Source organism: Prochlorococcus sp. MIT 1341 (assembly GCF_034092415.1).
Classification (GTDB): Bacteria; Cyanobacteriota; Cyanobacteriia; order PCC-6307; family Cyanobiaceae; genus AG-363-P08.
Window position 1 is genome coordinate 629,561 of sequence record NZ_CP139304.1, and the last position, 14,777, is coordinate 644,337.

The 14,777-nt window shown below is 41.5% G+C and carries 14 protein-coding genes; 5 read left to right on the top strand and 9 right to left on the bottom strand.

Features of this window, described 5'->3' with window-relative positions:
* Positions 1–54 precede the first annotated feature (54 nt).
* Positions 55–2,037: an IMS domain-containing protein gene (locus SOI84_RS03230; protein ID WP_320674977.1), complete on the bottom strand. Its 1,983-nt coding sequence runs from the start codon at positions 2,035–2,037 to the stop codon at positions 55–57.
* Positions 2,038–2,178: 141 nt separating this feature from the next.
* On the opposite strand from SOI84_RS03230, the gene pdhA reads away from it, so the two are divergent.
* Positions 2,179–3,273, top strand: coding sequence for a pyruvate dehydrogenase (acetyl-transferring) E1 component subunit alpha (pdhA, locus tag SOI84_RS03235; protein WP_320674978.1), 1,095 nt, complete (start codon positions 2,179–2,181; stop codon positions 3,271–3,273).
* A gap of 51 nt (positions 3,274–3,324) precedes the next feature.
* On the opposite strand, the gene SOI84_RS03240 is transcribed toward pdhA, so the two are convergent.
* Positions 3,325–4,266, bottom strand: coding sequence for an RpoD/SigA family RNA polymerase sigma factor (locus tag SOI84_RS03240; RefSeq protein ID WP_320674979.1), 942 nt, complete (start codon positions 4,264–4,266; stop codon positions 3,325–3,327).
* A gap of 134 nt (positions 4,267–4,400) precedes the next feature.
* Positions 4,401–5,972 (bottom strand): NAD(P)H-hydrate dehydratase, encoded by a 1,572-nt coding sequence (locus SOI84_RS03245; protein WP_320674980.1) that lies wholly within the window; start codon positions 5,970–5,972, stop codon positions 4,401–4,403.
* 81 nt (positions 5,973–6,053) lie between these two features.
* Here SOI84_RS03245 and mnmA point away from each other — a divergent pair, with 81 nt between their 5' ends.
* The gene (gene mnmA, locus SOI84_RS03250) at positions 6,054–7,244 is read left to right on the top strand and encodes a tRNA 2-thiouridine(34) synthase MnmA (RefSeq protein ID WP_320674981.1); all 1,191 of its coding nucleotides are present in this window, start codon (positions 6,054–6,056) and stop codon (positions 7,242–7,244) included.
* 11 nt (positions 7,245–7,255) lie between these two features.
* Here the strand turns inward: mnmA and SOI84_RS03255 are convergent, their stop codons facing one another.
* The gene (locus tag SOI84_RS03255) at positions 7,256–8,734 is read right to left on the bottom strand and encodes an apolipoprotein N-acyltransferase (protein WP_320674982.1); all 1,479 of its coding nucleotides are present in this window, start codon (positions 8,732–8,734) and stop codon (positions 7,256–7,258) included.
* 196 nt (positions 8,735–8,930) lie between these two features.
* On the opposite strand from SOI84_RS03255, the gene SOI84_RS03260 reads away from it, so the two are divergent.
* The 3 genes from SOI84_RS03260 (at position 8,931) to sodX (ending at position 10,453) form a co-directional block, all read left to right on the top strand.
* Positions 8,931–9,533, top strand: a complete 603-nt coding sequence (locus tag SOI84_RS03260; RefSeq protein WP_320674983.1) for an FKBP-type peptidyl-prolyl cis-trans isomerase — start codon at positions 8,931–8,933, stop codon at positions 9,531–9,533.
* A gap of 94 nt (positions 9,534–9,627) precedes the next feature.
* The gene (sodN, locus tag SOI84_RS03265; protein ID WP_320674984.1) at positions 9,628–10,101 is read left to right on the top strand and encodes a superoxide dismutase, Ni; all 474 of its coding nucleotides are present in this window, start codon (positions 9,628–9,630) and stop codon (positions 10,099–10,101) included.
* A complete protein-coding gene (sodX, locus tag SOI84_RS03270) occupies positions 10,073–10,453 on the top strand; it encodes a nickel-type superoxide dismutase maturation protease (RefSeq protein WP_320674985.1) in 381 nt (126 codons plus the stop codon). Before sodN ends, sodX begins: the two co-directional genes overlap by 29 nt.
* A gap of 24 nt (positions 10,454–10,477) precedes the next feature.
* On the opposite strand, the gene SOI84_RS03275 is transcribed toward sodX, so the two are convergent.
* From SOI84_RS03275 to SOI84_RS03295, 5 genes are all read right to left on the bottom strand, one after another.
* Complete coding sequence (locus SOI84_RS03275; protein ID WP_320674986.1) at positions 10,478–11,164, bottom strand: hydantoin utilization protein A; 687 nt, start codon at positions 11,162–11,164, stop codon at positions 10,478–10,480.
* A gap of 98 nt (positions 11,165–11,262) precedes the next feature.
* Positions 11,263–12,147 (bottom strand): indole-3-glycerol phosphate synthase TrpC, encoded by an 885-nt coding sequence (trpC, locus tag SOI84_RS03280; protein ID WP_320674987.1) that lies wholly within the window; start codon positions 12,145–12,147, stop codon positions 11,263–11,265.
* Positions 12,148–12,212: 65 nt separating this feature from the next.
* Positions 12,213–13,658, bottom strand: a complete 1,446-nt coding sequence (gene lpdA / locus SOI84_RS03285) for a dihydrolipoyl dehydrogenase (protein WP_320674988.1) — start codon at positions 13,656–13,658, stop codon at positions 12,213–12,215.
* Positions 13,655–14,485: an RNA methyltransferase gene (locus SOI84_RS03290; RefSeq protein WP_320674990.1), complete on the bottom strand. Its 831-nt coding sequence runs from the start codon at positions 14,483–14,485 to the stop codon at positions 13,655–13,657. The genes lpdA and SOI84_RS03290 overlap by 4 nt, the downstream gene beginning before the upstream one ends.
* 31 nt (positions 14,486–14,516) lie before the next feature.
* On the bottom strand, positions 14,517–14,765 hold the full coding sequence (locus tag SOI84_RS03295; protein ID WP_320674991.1) for a hypothetical protein: 249 nt from the start codon (positions 14,763–14,765) through the stop codon (positions 14,517–14,519).
* Between the last annotated feature and the right edge of the window lie 12 nt (positions 14,766–14,777).

A 14,777-nucleotide genomic window follows, 5' to 3' on the forward strand; every position in this document is an offset into this window, starting at 1 on the left:
AAGGTAGATTTTCAATAAAACAGTATTAGAGATTAACTTTAGCCATAGTTTTAATCAACCACCGCTAAGGTAGGCTTGCATGCGCCAAGCATCTGGATCTTTGCCTAGGATGTAAGTAACATTAAGTTTGGGTATATTAGTCTCTGAAATTATTCTTCCTTTAGAATTATATTTTTTATCAGTATAAGCAATAACAGTAGCTATCTCAATACGACGTGAGGTCCTACTTACAATTTTTAAAGAGATAATTTTAGCTCTAATATCCTGCTTATTAGATGCTTTTAAATCTTTTTTTCTTTGCTCCTTGACTCTCTTTACAAGATTGGGTCTGGCGACTCTTGAAAGAAGAATATCTTCATTTCCAGCCAAAATAGAAGATTTGCCTATTAGCCATGATTCAATTAAAGTGCGAAGTTGCTTCTTGTTAGGCTTATCTATAGTTAAAAGCTTAAAATCAAGGTTTTCCTTAATTGATTTCTCACGCAATTTAATATCATTTTTGTCTTCTTCTAAAAGATTTTCCTTACTCGCATCCTGTGATCTTGGCAATTGTTGCATTTGAAAGTTCGAAAATCTATATCGTTGAGAAAGAAGTGCAAAAGCACCAGAAATGCCCATAAATGCAATTAAAAAGAACACCCCTAATCGTATTCCTCTCCTCATTAAATAGAGATTCCTAAAGGATTCTTTTAACCCCCCTTGCATAGCCCTAAAAACAGGAAATGAATTTGTCTCCTTGCCAGACAAGTCTGAGGAGATATTTTTCACGGTCTCTTCAGGGGCTTCTTTCTCTAAGTCTTCAGAAACTTCTTTTAAACTCTGTTCCTCAGCTTCTGTAATTGAAGAGGGGAAAACATCAGGAGTTATTGAAGACAAAAAAGAAAACGCCTTGCCCCGGACCCCTTTGCGATCCAATCTCTCAACAAACTCCTGCACATCTCTATCAGCAAACCAAGCTTCTAAATCAACAGAGTTGGCATTGACATCCCTATACCCCGGGAGGACATCCCTTCTGAGCCAATCCCGACAATAATCACAAAATGCTGCAAGTTTATCGGTAGGGTAATTTTTCAACCAATCCTGCAAAACACTATCTGGGCTAGCAAGAAAACGATTACTAGCAGAGTCAACATCTGCTAGTAAAAGATCAAGAGAGCCAAGCAAAGGCAAAGAATCAACGCCATCAAGATTCAGACGCTCAAGATTTTTGCGTGCCTCCCAAACTCGTTCTGGTTTCCTACAAGAGAATCCAGCTGCAGCAAGAGACAATACACAAAGGATTTCTGCATCTTTAGAACCTTTTTTCTTCCAATGGGTATAAAGGTCTATTTGTTCCTGAGCAGTAAGAAACCCTCGAATTTGCTGAAAGAAAATCTCAAATTCAGCTTGTTCTAACCCAGATTGATCTTTGAATCCTCTCCCTCCCTCAAGACCTCCTCTTTGTAAAACAAAATCATTTAAAAGCTTCAAGCCCTCTTTCCTAAGGGATTGTTCGCCAAGGTCCCTACTCACTAAATCAAGTATTCGATATGGCAAAAGAGCATTTAGCTCTTCCTTAAATAATTTTCGCTGATCGGGCAGCTTTCCCATCCTCTGTAAAAGCTTTATACCTTCGCGCAAAAGCTCTGCAGCAGACTCATAATGCCTATCTTCTTGCTCTTGTAAGGAGGCAGCTCTACAAGCTAGTGATGCTAAAAGAGTTAGATCTGCTTCTCTACTACTCCCCAAGGCAGGGGCTTGGGGAGGCTGCAATGCATCGGAAGCCAATTTAAAGGCCTCATAGGCAGCATTAGCCTCCAACAACAAAATCAGGCCGCCGATCTCTTTATTTGAAGAAAGCTCAAGTCCTAATGCTCCACCAAGCAACGCAGACTCATAATCCTCACGGCGTTCTTTATCTGCTAGCAAATCAGCTGATAATCTCAAAAGATCAGCTCTTTGCGTAAGGGCCTCTCTAGTAAAGGCCTCTTCGGGGGAATGATCTAAACGAACCTGCAAAGCTCTGAGTACAGCCTCTGCCTCTGCAGATGGACTCACGCCTAGCAATCGGAAATGATCTATCGGGAGTTCCAACCTTGTCAAAGCTATTGAGATAAAACTCTAGACAGAGAGAGGGGTTTTGCCCATTTATACTCAACAGGACCTTACAGTCTTAAATCAAGTGCTCGGAAATCTATCATGACTAACGAAGCCAAAAGCCCAACAATCAAGCCTCTAGACAAGGGTTTAGGCGCCGGAGAGCATGCTGAACGCCTGTCAGGGCTTGCCACAAATGAACAAGCAGATATTGACAAAGGAACCGGCCTTGAAATCTTCAGAGACATGACTCTGGGCAGAAGATTTGAAGATAAATGCGCAGAAATGTATTACCGAGGAAAAATGTTTGGCTTTGTTCATCTTTATAACGGACAAGAAGCTGTTAGCTCAGGGGTAATTGGAGCGATGAAGAAAAAGCACGATTGGTTTTGCAGCACTTACAGAGATCATGTACATGCACTAAGTGCTGGAGTGCCTGCTCGCGAAGTAATGAGCGAGCTATTTGGCAAAGAGACAGGCTGCAGCAAAGGTCGTGGAGGGTCTATGCATCTTTTTTCAAAAGAGCATCATCTCTTAGGCGGATACGCTTTTATTGGTGAAGGTATTCCTGTTGCTGTTGGGGCAGCCTTTACGAGCAGATACAAAAAAGACGCTCTTGGTGACAAAAATAGTGATGCTGTTACAGCAGCTTTCTTTGGAGATGGGACCTGTAACAACGGCCAATTTTTCGAGTGTCTAAACATGGCGCAACTTTGGAAGTTGCCCATCCTGTTTGTTGTTGAGAACAACAAATGGGCAATTGGCATGGCGCATGATCGTGCCACCAGCGAGCCAGAGATTTGGAGAAAAGCTAATTCATTTGGAATGGCAGGAGAGGAGGTTAATGGAATGGATGTTCTTGCTGTTAGAGCCGCTGCAGAAAGAGCAATTAAAAGAGCCAGGGATGGAGAGGGCCCCACACTTCTTGAGTGCCTTACTTATAGGTTCAGAGGACACTCTCTTGCAGACCCTGATGAGCTCCGTCAACAAGAAGAAAAACAATTTTGGGCTGAGAGAGATCCATTGAAAACTCTCGAAAAAGATCTTATTGAAAGATCTTTAGCTAGCTCTGAAGAGTTGAGAGCAATCGAAAAAGAAATAGACAATGAAGTAACTGACGCAATTGAGTTTGCTCTTAATGCTCCTGAACCTAGTAGTGAAGATCTAACAAAATATATATGGGCGGAAGAGCAATAAAATTCTGCAAAGATTGAGACTTTGAGAAGTTAAAACGCTTTTTCTTAGAAGTTAAATGCCACCAGGTAATTTTCTAGTGAGATTACGCAATTTGCGCAAGGCTTTTAATTCAACCTGACGAACTCTTTCTCGTGATACGGACAAATGTCTTCCAATCTCAGCAAGGGTATGTCTCTCATTGCCCTCTAAACCAAATCTCAATTTCAAAACATGTTGTTCTTGCTCGCTGAGATGGGCCAGCCATCTTCCTAACTGTTCCTGATGTATTCGCTGTTCAACAATTTCCAAAGGTTCATCCAAAGACGAGTCGGCAATAAGATCACCTAAAAAGCTTCTGCCCTCATCCCCATTGACAGGAGCATCAAGACTGCTAGTTGTAAGTGCTTGCCGTAAAAGAGAGTCAAGTTCCTCTAAAGGCATATCCATTTCTTCTGCGATTTCCTGACGGTTTGGCATCGCTCCTAATTTGTGAGCCAAATCAAGACTTACTTTTCTTATGGTGGTAAGCCTTTCACTTAGATGGACTGGCAACCTAATAGTTCGAGACTGACAAGCAATTGCTCGTGTCATGCTTTGACGTATCCACCAAAAAGCATATGTTGAGAATTTATAGCCTCTTGTAGGGTCAAACTTTTCAACAGCTCTTTCAAGCCCTAAAGAGCCCTCCTGAATGAGATCAAGGAGCTCGAGGCCTTTACCTTGATATTTCTTAGCAACACTAACTACCAACCTAAGATTTGCTTTCATCATCCTTTCTTTTGCTCGACGCCCAATTCGAACCATTCTTTTCTGCTTAGAGCTTAATTTCTGGCTGTTATCAGGTATTGAATCATCCTCTGTCAGGGTCATCATCAACTGCACTTGATTCCCTAACTCAATTTCCTCGGCAGGAGTTAAAAGAGGAATTCGTCCAATAGTCGCAAGATACCAACTGACTGGATCACTACTTCGCCTCTGAACTGAATCCTTAGGTTTGGAAGCTGAAGAAACCATCTCTGGGTATCCCCTTTTTAATTAAGTAGACTTTCCTACGAATATTTCAAAAGAGCTAATAGCTTCAAAAACCCTTCAGATTCATACTGTTAAAACTACACAATTCAAGGAAAAACGTCCTAATTAGGACAGTTTCATGTGCTCAAAGCCACATCTTTGGTTTGAAGAGTCCTGATGATATTTGCAAGAGATTCAGATACACATCCTGCTGAAGAACCTTTTTTAGACTTTTTAGCCGCATGTGCATGTAAAAACATCGCAAGAGCAAGGAGCTCCTCATCGATTTTTTTTGCTGAAGCAGCACCAATCGCACCAAGTCCAACCGCAAAACCCGCGAGTAAATCACCAAAACCACATCGTGCCGCCCAAGAAAAAGTATCCTCTAGTTGCCATATTTGCCCGGAGGGCGAAGCCACAAGGCTATGAGCACCTTTCAACAAAACTCCTGTACCAGTTAATTTTGCTGCTTTAGCAGCAGCCTTGAAATGATCAGAAGCATCAATGTTCGGGAATAAATTCTGAAACTCACCGTGATGAGGTGTTATCCAAGTATGCCCCTGACGAGTCTGAAGCCACTTCACTCCCTGGGTAAAATCTGAGATTTGATTAATCGCATCAGCATCTAACACCAACAAGCCCTGAAAACCGTGAAGAGGTCTATCCCAAGCTGAAAAACATTGTTCTGCTTTTCCTAGGCCTGGCCCTATCAAAATTGCATCAAACTTAGAGAAGTCACAATCAGAAAGTAATTTCGCGAAATCAAATAGGTCTTTTGAAGATTCTCCATAAGATCCTTTAACAACAATTTCTGGAACTGTTTGCCACAGGCCAGAAGTCATTTTCTCTGGAAAAAAACCACTTATGGATCCCACACCACTAGCCAATACTCCCTTAAGGGCTATATGTGCAGCACCTTTATATTGCTCACTACCGGCTATCACCAAAACCCTACCTCTCTGATATTTCATTGCCACTGGATCTATCTCTGGATAGGGAGCACTATCCAGATCACTTTCAAGAAGGAGTCGAGGCTGAGATCTTGGCAACCCCTCTAAAAGAGAATTAGGCAACCCCATCTCTACTCTTTTCAGTTTGCCGACATGTTTCAGGGCAGCATCTTGAAGAAGGCCTTGTTTCTTTAAGCCAACTGTAAGAGTTAAAAATGCAACAGCTGCTCCCTCTCTCAAAGGCTGGCCTGAATCTGAGCAAATACCTGTAGGGACGTCCAAACTTATCAACCTATTTGGCCGTTGAAGCTCTCTAGATCTAAAAAGATTTCCCAGGAAATCCGGAACTGGTCGAATTTGACCCAACCCAAAAACTGCATCAATCCATAATGCTTCAGAATTAGCATCTGGCGGACGATTTAATTTCCTAATTCCCAGCCAAGAGCAATGCTCTAGATGTTTAGCAGTTAATTCAGCTTTTATTGGCAATGGACACCAGATATCCACATTGAAGCCGGCTAAATGCAGTTCTCTAGCTACAACCAAACCGTCTCCACCATTATGACCAGGGCCAACAAGAACTTGAATACCATTCTTAAGCAAAGGTAATTGTTTCTTTATCTCAGAAACCATGCCTTGCCCAACTTTCTCCATTAAAGATGGCGTTGGCATGCCACTAGACAAGACACTTCCTTCCAAACAGGCCATTTGCTCAGAAGTCACTAATAGATGGTCAGCATCAAACTCAGGCCATATCACAACAAATAAATCAAATTTCCCACTATGAAAGGATAACCATGAAAATAGTTACTAGTACTGATTGTCTTCAGTAAATTCACCATGAATCAAAACACATCAGCGACCTCTGCTGGTGAAAAAGCCCTTAAGAAGTTGAGAGCATGGCCAGGAAATCACCGTGCAGTAGTTGGTCTATCCGGAGGGGTAGACAGCTCGCTTAGTGCAGCCCTTTTAAAAGAAGCAGGCTGGAAAGTTGATGGGCTAACCCTATGGCTAATGAATGGTAAAGGAGCTTGTTGTTCTGACGGGCTAATAGATGCGGCTGGTATATGCGAGCAACTTAAAATCCCTCACCACTTAGTCGACTCAAGAAAGATCTTTGAGAATGAAATCATCAAGGGTCTAGTAGAAGGCTATAAGAATGGAATCACGCCCTTACCTTGTTCAAAGTGTAATCGCTCAGTAAAGTTTGGGCCAATGTTAGATTGGGCTCAAAAAGAACTTAAGGTTGGTAAAATTGCTACAGGACATTATGCAAGAGTTCGCATAGCAAATGACTCGGATCTAGATGAAGTATTAACTGAGGAAAACCTAGGCAGAAATCAGCTATTAAGGGGGCTAGATCCAAATAAGGATCAAAGCTACTTTCTATACGATCTCTCTCAAGAAATTCTTGGGAAAGTAGTTTTCCCCCTAGGTGAACTTACTAAAGAAGATACAAGAATAGAAGCTAATAGATATAATTTAAGAACAGCAAATAAAGAAGAAAGTCAAGACTTATGCCTTGTTGAATTACATGGCTCAATGAAGGGATTTCTTGATAATTATCTACCTTCAAAGAAAGGGAATATAACTCTTCAAACTGGAGAAGTCATTGGAGAGCATGAAGGCATTCAGCACTTTACAATTGGTCAGCGAAAAGGACTTGGGGTCGGATGGAAAGAACCCCTGCATGTAATCAAAATCAACGCAGAAAGAAATGAAATCATTGTGGCGCCCCGTTCTCAAGCCGGGAAATCAAAATGTACTGTGGGAGATATAAATTGGATCTCAATTGCTCCTCCTAAGAAACCAATAATTGTAGAAGTCCAGCTTCGCTATAGAAGTAAGCCTGTTCCAGCAGAACTGGTACCTATAGATGAGAAAAGAAACAAGACAACTGATTTAATTTCCCAAAGCTGTCAATTACTTTTTCAAGAAGAGCAGTTTTCTATTACACCTGGCCAAGCAGCAGTATTCTATCAAGGAGACATAGTGCTTGGTGGAGGACTGATTTATAAAGATAATGAGTGAATAAATAGCCTCTAATATCGATCATGAGTATTAAATATAAAGAAGATACCAACAATTAAAAAAAGAATTAAAGGGGCCTCACCAAAAATTGTGTAAATAGTAAGTTTCTCGTAAAGATGTACCTCCTCTACTGCAAGTCCTTGAGAAAAAGAAGGCAACAAATGCTTGACTACTCCTGATGTGCTCACAAGAATTGAAGGTCCTGTATTTGCGACACTTATTAATTCCCTTCGAGATTCAATACTTCGTAATTGTGAAATAGCGATAAATTGCTTATGCAGGGCAATAGGGTATGGATCGAGGTTTGCAATTGTCAGCAACCATTTAGCACCACTTTTGACAGCCTGGCCTAATAAATGCCCATCACTTAACTCATAACAAATCGCTAAAGCAGCATTAGGCCCCTGCCAATTCAACAAACGTGAAGGACCTCCTGGTTGTAGACCTCCTAAAGCAGAAAGGCCTCTAAAACTAAAAGCAGAAGAGAAGGGCACCCATTCTCCTAAAGGGACTAAACGATGCTTATCAAGAGCATGATGTGGAGCAATTTCACCCACTTGAAATACCAAAAGGGAACTTCTTTGCTGACCTCTTATCCAACGAAAACCTCCTGACAACAAAGGTATGGGCGAGGGGTTAATTAGCCTTTCTCCTGAAGAGATAGTTCCCTCAGGAGTAACTAAAACAGAAGCACCTTTTCCTTTGGCATTCTTTAAAGCTTGGTCTAAAGATGTTTTAGAAAGAGCCTTTTGTTCTTCAGAAAACTTTTCACGTATCGGTACAGCAGATTGCCACGCTCCTACTGAAATTGAAGAGACTGCCTGAACAGGTCTTAAAGCAAACCAGCCCAAACCATGCGCAACTAACAAAACAATAAGTCCAATTCTCAAAAGAGAATTTCGAATCAGACGGTTTCTCCATCTCAAAGAAACACGCCAAATCAACCACCCTGCCAGCAACTGAAATGTTGCAAGACCTCCAGAACCAACCCAACGCGCTAACCCTGCAAGTATTCGATCTTCCGGCAACAAAGACGAACCAACCCCTATCCAAAAGAATGGAGTTTTCGCTAATTGGACCTCTGCAAGACCCCAAACAAGGCTCATTACAAACCCATGCCAAAAACTCTCCTGCTCGCCACCACCCCTACAAACCTTTAATTCAAAAAACCTACCTAATAAAGCCCAAGTAAAAACAAGAATTCCTCCAAAAACACCGCATAAGAGCCAAATCCCAACCGCGACCGGAAGACTAAGAGAAGAAGGTATCCCAACCCAAGTCAATGGATGAAGCGATAGCAACCAATAATGACTGATAAGAACAGCAAAAAAACCCCAAAAGAATGAAGCACGACTGGAACGCCGAGCCGACCAAAGTAGAGCCAATGCTGATGGCATAAAAATGATCCCACCACCAAAAAAAGCAAGCCCAGCCAAAAGGCCCCCCAATACTCCCTGGCACATGGCAATGGACTGTTCTTCTTTGAACATTGAATTAAATGGACTTTGAGCCACCCTTCTCAAGCTGGGCTAAACCTCAAATCACTTGCAAAAAGGGGAGGTCATGAAAATCTAATCGCAAGAGATTTATAGGGCTAAAGAAATTCTTCAGAACGTTTAAATTGAACAAAGAAAGTCTAAATGCAAAATTCCTGCAAGAATATTCAGAAATAATCCACAAACTTCAGTGCGCGACATCTTTATCAGTACCGCCATCTTCATCTCATGCTTAATGGTGGCAATAGCTAGCCAAATCATTGCTCCAACCCCTATCAATGCATCCACCAGCGAGATCTCAAAAATTCAGCCTGAGGTAGTGCAATCTAATCCAAGCACTGTAAAACCAGTCTTTGAACTCGATCCAGATGATCCAAACCCAAATCTTTTTGCCATGGCTCCCCAAAAAGATCAGAATGACATCTCAAGTTTTGGAGGTCCCTTGGAAACAAAAGAAACGCGAGTCACAGCTAGCGGTCTTCAAATAACTGATCTGGTGGTTGGAGAAGGAACTGAAGCTACTGCGGGGCAAACAGTTTCTGTCAATTATCGAGGAACCTTAGAGGATGGAAAAGAGTTCGACAGTAGTTATGGAAGAGGGCCTTTTACTTTTCCTCTTGGTACTGGTCGAGTAATTAAAGGTTGGGATGAAGGAGTTGAAGGCATGAAGGTAGGTGGCAAACGTAAGCTGGTAATACCTCCAGACCTAGGGTATGGGAGTCGTGGAGCTGGACGTGTAATTCCTCCAAATGCAACACTGATTTTCGAAGTGGAATTATTGGATGCAGTCTGATCCCCTTCAAACTCTTTAAAAAGGATCTTGAAATAGCCAAACAGGAATTTATCTAGCTAGTGTAGTGAAAGATTTTTTTATCAATTAAACAAAGATGTTGCGCTCGGCATTTTCTGTAATTACCAAGATCCTGCCTGTACGAACGGCTAAAGCTCATTGTGATGGGCCCTGCGGTGTCTACGACCCCGCATCTGCTCGGGTAGCTGCTGAAGCAGTTCTCTCGATGACTAAAAAGCTTCTAGCAATGGAACCGCCTCAAAATAGTGACCCTATTGCCTGGGCAACTTATAACAATACATTTTCAAGATATGTAGCCATTAAGGAAGAGCAAGCTAAAGAAGCAAAACAAGAACTCCTAATACTCTGGACTGACTATTTCAAACCTGAACATTTATCGACTTACCCTGATCTACATGACACCTTCTGGAAAGCAGCAAAACTGTGTAGTGCTTGTAAAGTAAATATAGATCAGGCAAAAGCTGAAGAACTGATGCAAGCAGTTGAGAAGATTCATTATATGTTCTGGAACTCAAAAGGGCGTGCAGATAACTGGATTACCGCAAGTTAAGTTAGAAACAATTGAGGGAGTAAGCCTTCGCTCTCTCTTTCTATTAATTTTTAACTTCAGACACTCCTGTCGAGTTGTAGGGGAATCAATGATTCCTACTATCTGTCCGGGGGATTTTGTGATTTACAAACCAATTAAAGGCGTCAAATTTAACCCAAGTGAAGGAACAATTGTTATTGCAAAAGATCCGTTAGACCCTAAAGGGTTAACAGTAAAAAGAATACTCAAATATAACAACAAAGGAATTATTCTCCGAGGAGATAACTATATCAATAGTATAGATAGTCGACAATATGGTTTTATCCACCCTAATAACCTATTTGGGATAGTTGAGAAAATAATCTCTCCTTAAATTTAAGTAAAAAAAGCTGTTAGCTTAGATAATATAAGAAGTAGTTTTGTGCAACCAAACAACCCCCATTGCGACTGAAAGTCCGCCAGCACAGCCAAAAATTAAAGGTAAAAGACGGCTACCCACTTTCAATGTCGCAAAAGAAATGACTCCTACAAAGGCTCCCATAGTGGCAATAGATCCAAATAAGTAAGCTGCAATATAAAAACCTGCTCCAATAGGTGGTAGTGCTAATGCAGGTATTACAGCTAACAAGTGAGAGGTACCTGCTAAACCATGTAAAAGCCCTAAGCCTGTAGCAGCATGCGTATGTCTTTTATGCCTCTTCCTGCCACGAAAATGCAAATGAATATGGTCATGATTATGACCATATTCATTTGCATTTTTATGTTTATGTTTATGTTTATGAGAATGAATTACTAGCCCTAAAGAGGTCCTAATTGCCAGAGCTCCAATTATCAACAATGCAATACCAACACTAAACTCAGCAAGGGTAGACATTCTCTGAATCTGAACCAAATCCTTAGCTAAAATTGCAATTAATGCTAAGCAAACAACTCCTAAAGAATGTCCCATACCCCATGCCAAGCCATTTCTAAAAGCAGTTTTAGGGTTTTCTAAAGCTGATGGAGTCATCGCCACCAAATGATCTGCACCGCCCACAACATGCAGAGCACCCGCCACAATTCCAGTTAAGACACTGATCAGCATAGAAAAGTTTTATCAGATTAGTTCTTCGAGATTAGGGAAACAGTAAATGCCTCTCTTCTTAGATATGGGAAACAACCTAGCAAATCGACATTGCCTCCTCAGGTACAAATCAACTTCTTAAGAGCAACAGCTACATCAGACTGACGCATCAATGATTCCCCAACAAGGACAGCACTAGCTCCAGCAGAATAAACGCGTTCGAGGTCTTTCCTATTAAACAATCCTGATTCGCTTATTAAAAGAATATCCTGTCCCTCCAGATCAACCTTATGGCTTTTGATAAGTTCTTCCGTTGTCCTTAAATCAACTTCAAACGTCATAAGATCACGATTATTAACTCCTATTAAAGAGAATCGACCCAAATTAATTACCCTCTCTAATTCGTCCAAATCATGTACCTCAACAATAATATTGAGACCTAAAGAATAAGCAACTTTTCGCAAGTAAAGCATATCTTGGTCGGAAAGTATTGCTGCAATAAATAAAACTGCATCAGCACCTGCTACTCGAGCCTGGTAAAGCTGATAGGGAGAAAGGATAAAATCCTTACAGAGTATAGGAATATCGACGGTTTTCCTTACTCGTTTAAGCACATCAAACCCTCCTTGAAAAAATGTCTTATCCGTAAGAACTGATAAACAACTAGCACCTCCTTCCAGATAGGCTTTTGAAATATAAACCGGATCAAAATCTTCCCGAATAACCCCTTTGCTTGGGCTTGCTTTTTTAATCTCTGCAATGACAGCAGGCATTACAGGTGCTTGTTTCAGCGCCTCCCGAAAGTCAAGGGTCTTAGGAAGAGCATTAATTTTCGATTTAAGCGAGTCTAAAGGTTCCTTTTTCCGGGCAATTTCAATTTCTCGATCTTTTTCCCAAACAATTTCTTCTAAGATATTTCTTGGCTTCCCTTCTATATGCGGGATTGCATATTCCAAATTAGAGACTTTAATACTTGGATTGGGTGGGCGACGACGAATCTGCATTTTAAATACTTAGAAGGTGATTTACGAAAGAAACTTTCCTTATATTTTATTCAGAGTCAAACAACCTAGGATAAACAAATTTTCTTTGCAGCCTGCTTATATGCAACCTCTACCACCTCACTAAGTGTAGGGTGTGTATGAACTTCAGAAGACAATTGAACTACACTCTGTCGCCTAGCAACTGCATTGGAAACTTCTTGTATTAAGTCTGCCGCATGCAAACCATAAATATGTGCTCCTAAAACTTCTCCAGTATCCTTACGAAATAGCAACTTCATCAGTCCATCACTATCAAGCTCTGCCAGAGCTTTAGAATTAGCCTTAAAATAACTTCTAACAATACCTAACTCAAAACTTTCATCAGAGGCTAGTTTTTTTGCCTCTTCCTCGGTAAGGCCGACTGCACTAATCTCTGGGTGAGTAAAGGTTGCTGCAGGAATACTTCTATAATCAATTTTAGATGCATTGCCAAGAATATTTTCAACGGCGATTGTACCTTGGGCTGCTGCAGTATGTGCCAACATAAGCTTTCCAGTCACATCACCAACAGCCCACAAGTTAGGTACAGAATTCTTCTCAATCACAACCCGCATTTGATCATCAATGGGAATAAAGCCTCGGCTTGTTTCAACTCCAACCGACTCCAAATTAAGTTGATTAGTAGTAGGCACCCTCCCTGTAGCTACAAGAACAGCATCTACTTCTAATTTCTCAACAAACTTACGCGTTTTCATATCTGAAAGCTCAACATTAACTGGGCATCCGGGCGAAACCTTACTTGCTAAAACTCCTGCACGTGCATCAATATCACGGCCGTCAATTAAATGACGTTTTGCAATCTTTGTGAGATCAGGATCAAAAGTAGGCATGATTCGATCAAGAGCCTCGATGAGTGTTACTTCACACCCCAATGCTGTATAAACATCAGCAAACTCAAGCCCAATATATCCACTTCCAATAATTGCTATCCACCTAGGAAGCCACTCAAGGTTTATAGCCTCATCACTAGTAAACACAGTACGTCCGTCTATTTCAATTCCTGGGGGGACAAAAGGATCAGAACCTGTTGCAATAATTATGTCCTTGGCACTTAAAACTTTATCCACCCCGCTTGCTTCTCTTAGACCAACTCTGCGGAGCCCTTCCAGGCGTCCGGTCCCTCGAAGAATCGTCACACCAGCTCTTTCAAGAGTCTTCGTCAAGTTTGTTCGAATAGTCTCAACCAATTTGTTGGCATGATCAGCAATCTTCTGCCTCTCAAATCGAACAGGAGCAGCATGTATTCCGAACTGCAACAAATGATCCGAATCAGCCAGCTCCCTTACCCTCCCGCTGGCTGCTAATAAAGCCTTTGAGGGAACACAACCGCGATTAACGCAAGTTCCTCCCATCTCGCGCGATTCGACTATCGCAACATTTAGGCCGTGTTCAGCTGCATGCTTAGCCGCATCAAAGCCGCCATAACCTGCCCCTATCACAATCAAGTCAAAGTCGAAAGTAGCTTCGCTCACCGCTGTTTCTGTATTTCAGATCTCATTTTGGCTCTTTGTCGCTCCAACAGCATGGGAACAGCAGCTGATGCCACATTCAAAGAGTCCACATTTTCACTGTGGGGCAAGGTTATGAAGTGGGTGCAACAAGCCTTAATACTAGGATGAATGCCCTTACCTTCGTTACCTAAAACCAATACTGTTGGCTTTAGCCAATCAAGTTCCCAATAAGGAATAGATATCTCCTGAATTGTCGGAGCAAGACTTGCAACCACCTGGAAACCTTCACTTACAGCGTTGTCTAATCGATCTTTAAAATCCTTAAGAGCCAACTCCTCAGACGCCCCTATTCGTTCATAAGGAAGTTTAAGTACAGCTCCAGCAGATGATCGAAGTGTTTTTTGACTGAGTGGATCAGCACCTAAAGCCAACCACAAAACATCGACTTCTGCAGCTAAAGCTGTTCGAAAAAGAGTTCCCATATTCCCTGGGTCTTGTAATCGATCTAGAGCCAAGACAAAATCAACCTTTGAAGTGGCTTTAGGTAAAGCATCGATGGGGAAAAGTGAAGCAACTCCATCAGGGTTATTAGTTGATAAAGCAGCTTGAAGGACGGCTTCAGTGACCTCTCTTAGTTGAGTTTCTTGAGGGATTTTCTTAAATACATCAGGATGATTATTGATCCACTTCCTAGTAAAAACAACTTCATGTGGAATGGAGGGAGTCCTCAATACTTCAACTAAAAAATGTGTGCCTTCCAAAAGCAACATTGCATACTCCTGACGACCTTCCCTGGAGGAAAGAGCCCTTAGTCGTCTAACCAGAGGATTCCGACGACTTGATATCAATGGCAAATCTAAAGAGCTAATAACTCACTCCTCAAAAAGATTGTTGCTTACGCACTTTTAGATCTTCTCCAAGCAACAACTTCTTCTCAGTAACCTCCAAGCCATTAACAACAGCGATCTCGCCCTTGACGCCTTCTTTTGAAAGGTCCTGAGCCATTCTTTTAATAACGAAGTCTTCTACCGCAGAATTGTCAATCGCATCTGGCGTTAACTTCTCGACAAGCCCCCCAAATTTGAAGGAAACCAATTCCGAAGCATTTGAAATCTTAATAAGAATCATTAGTCAAACTCT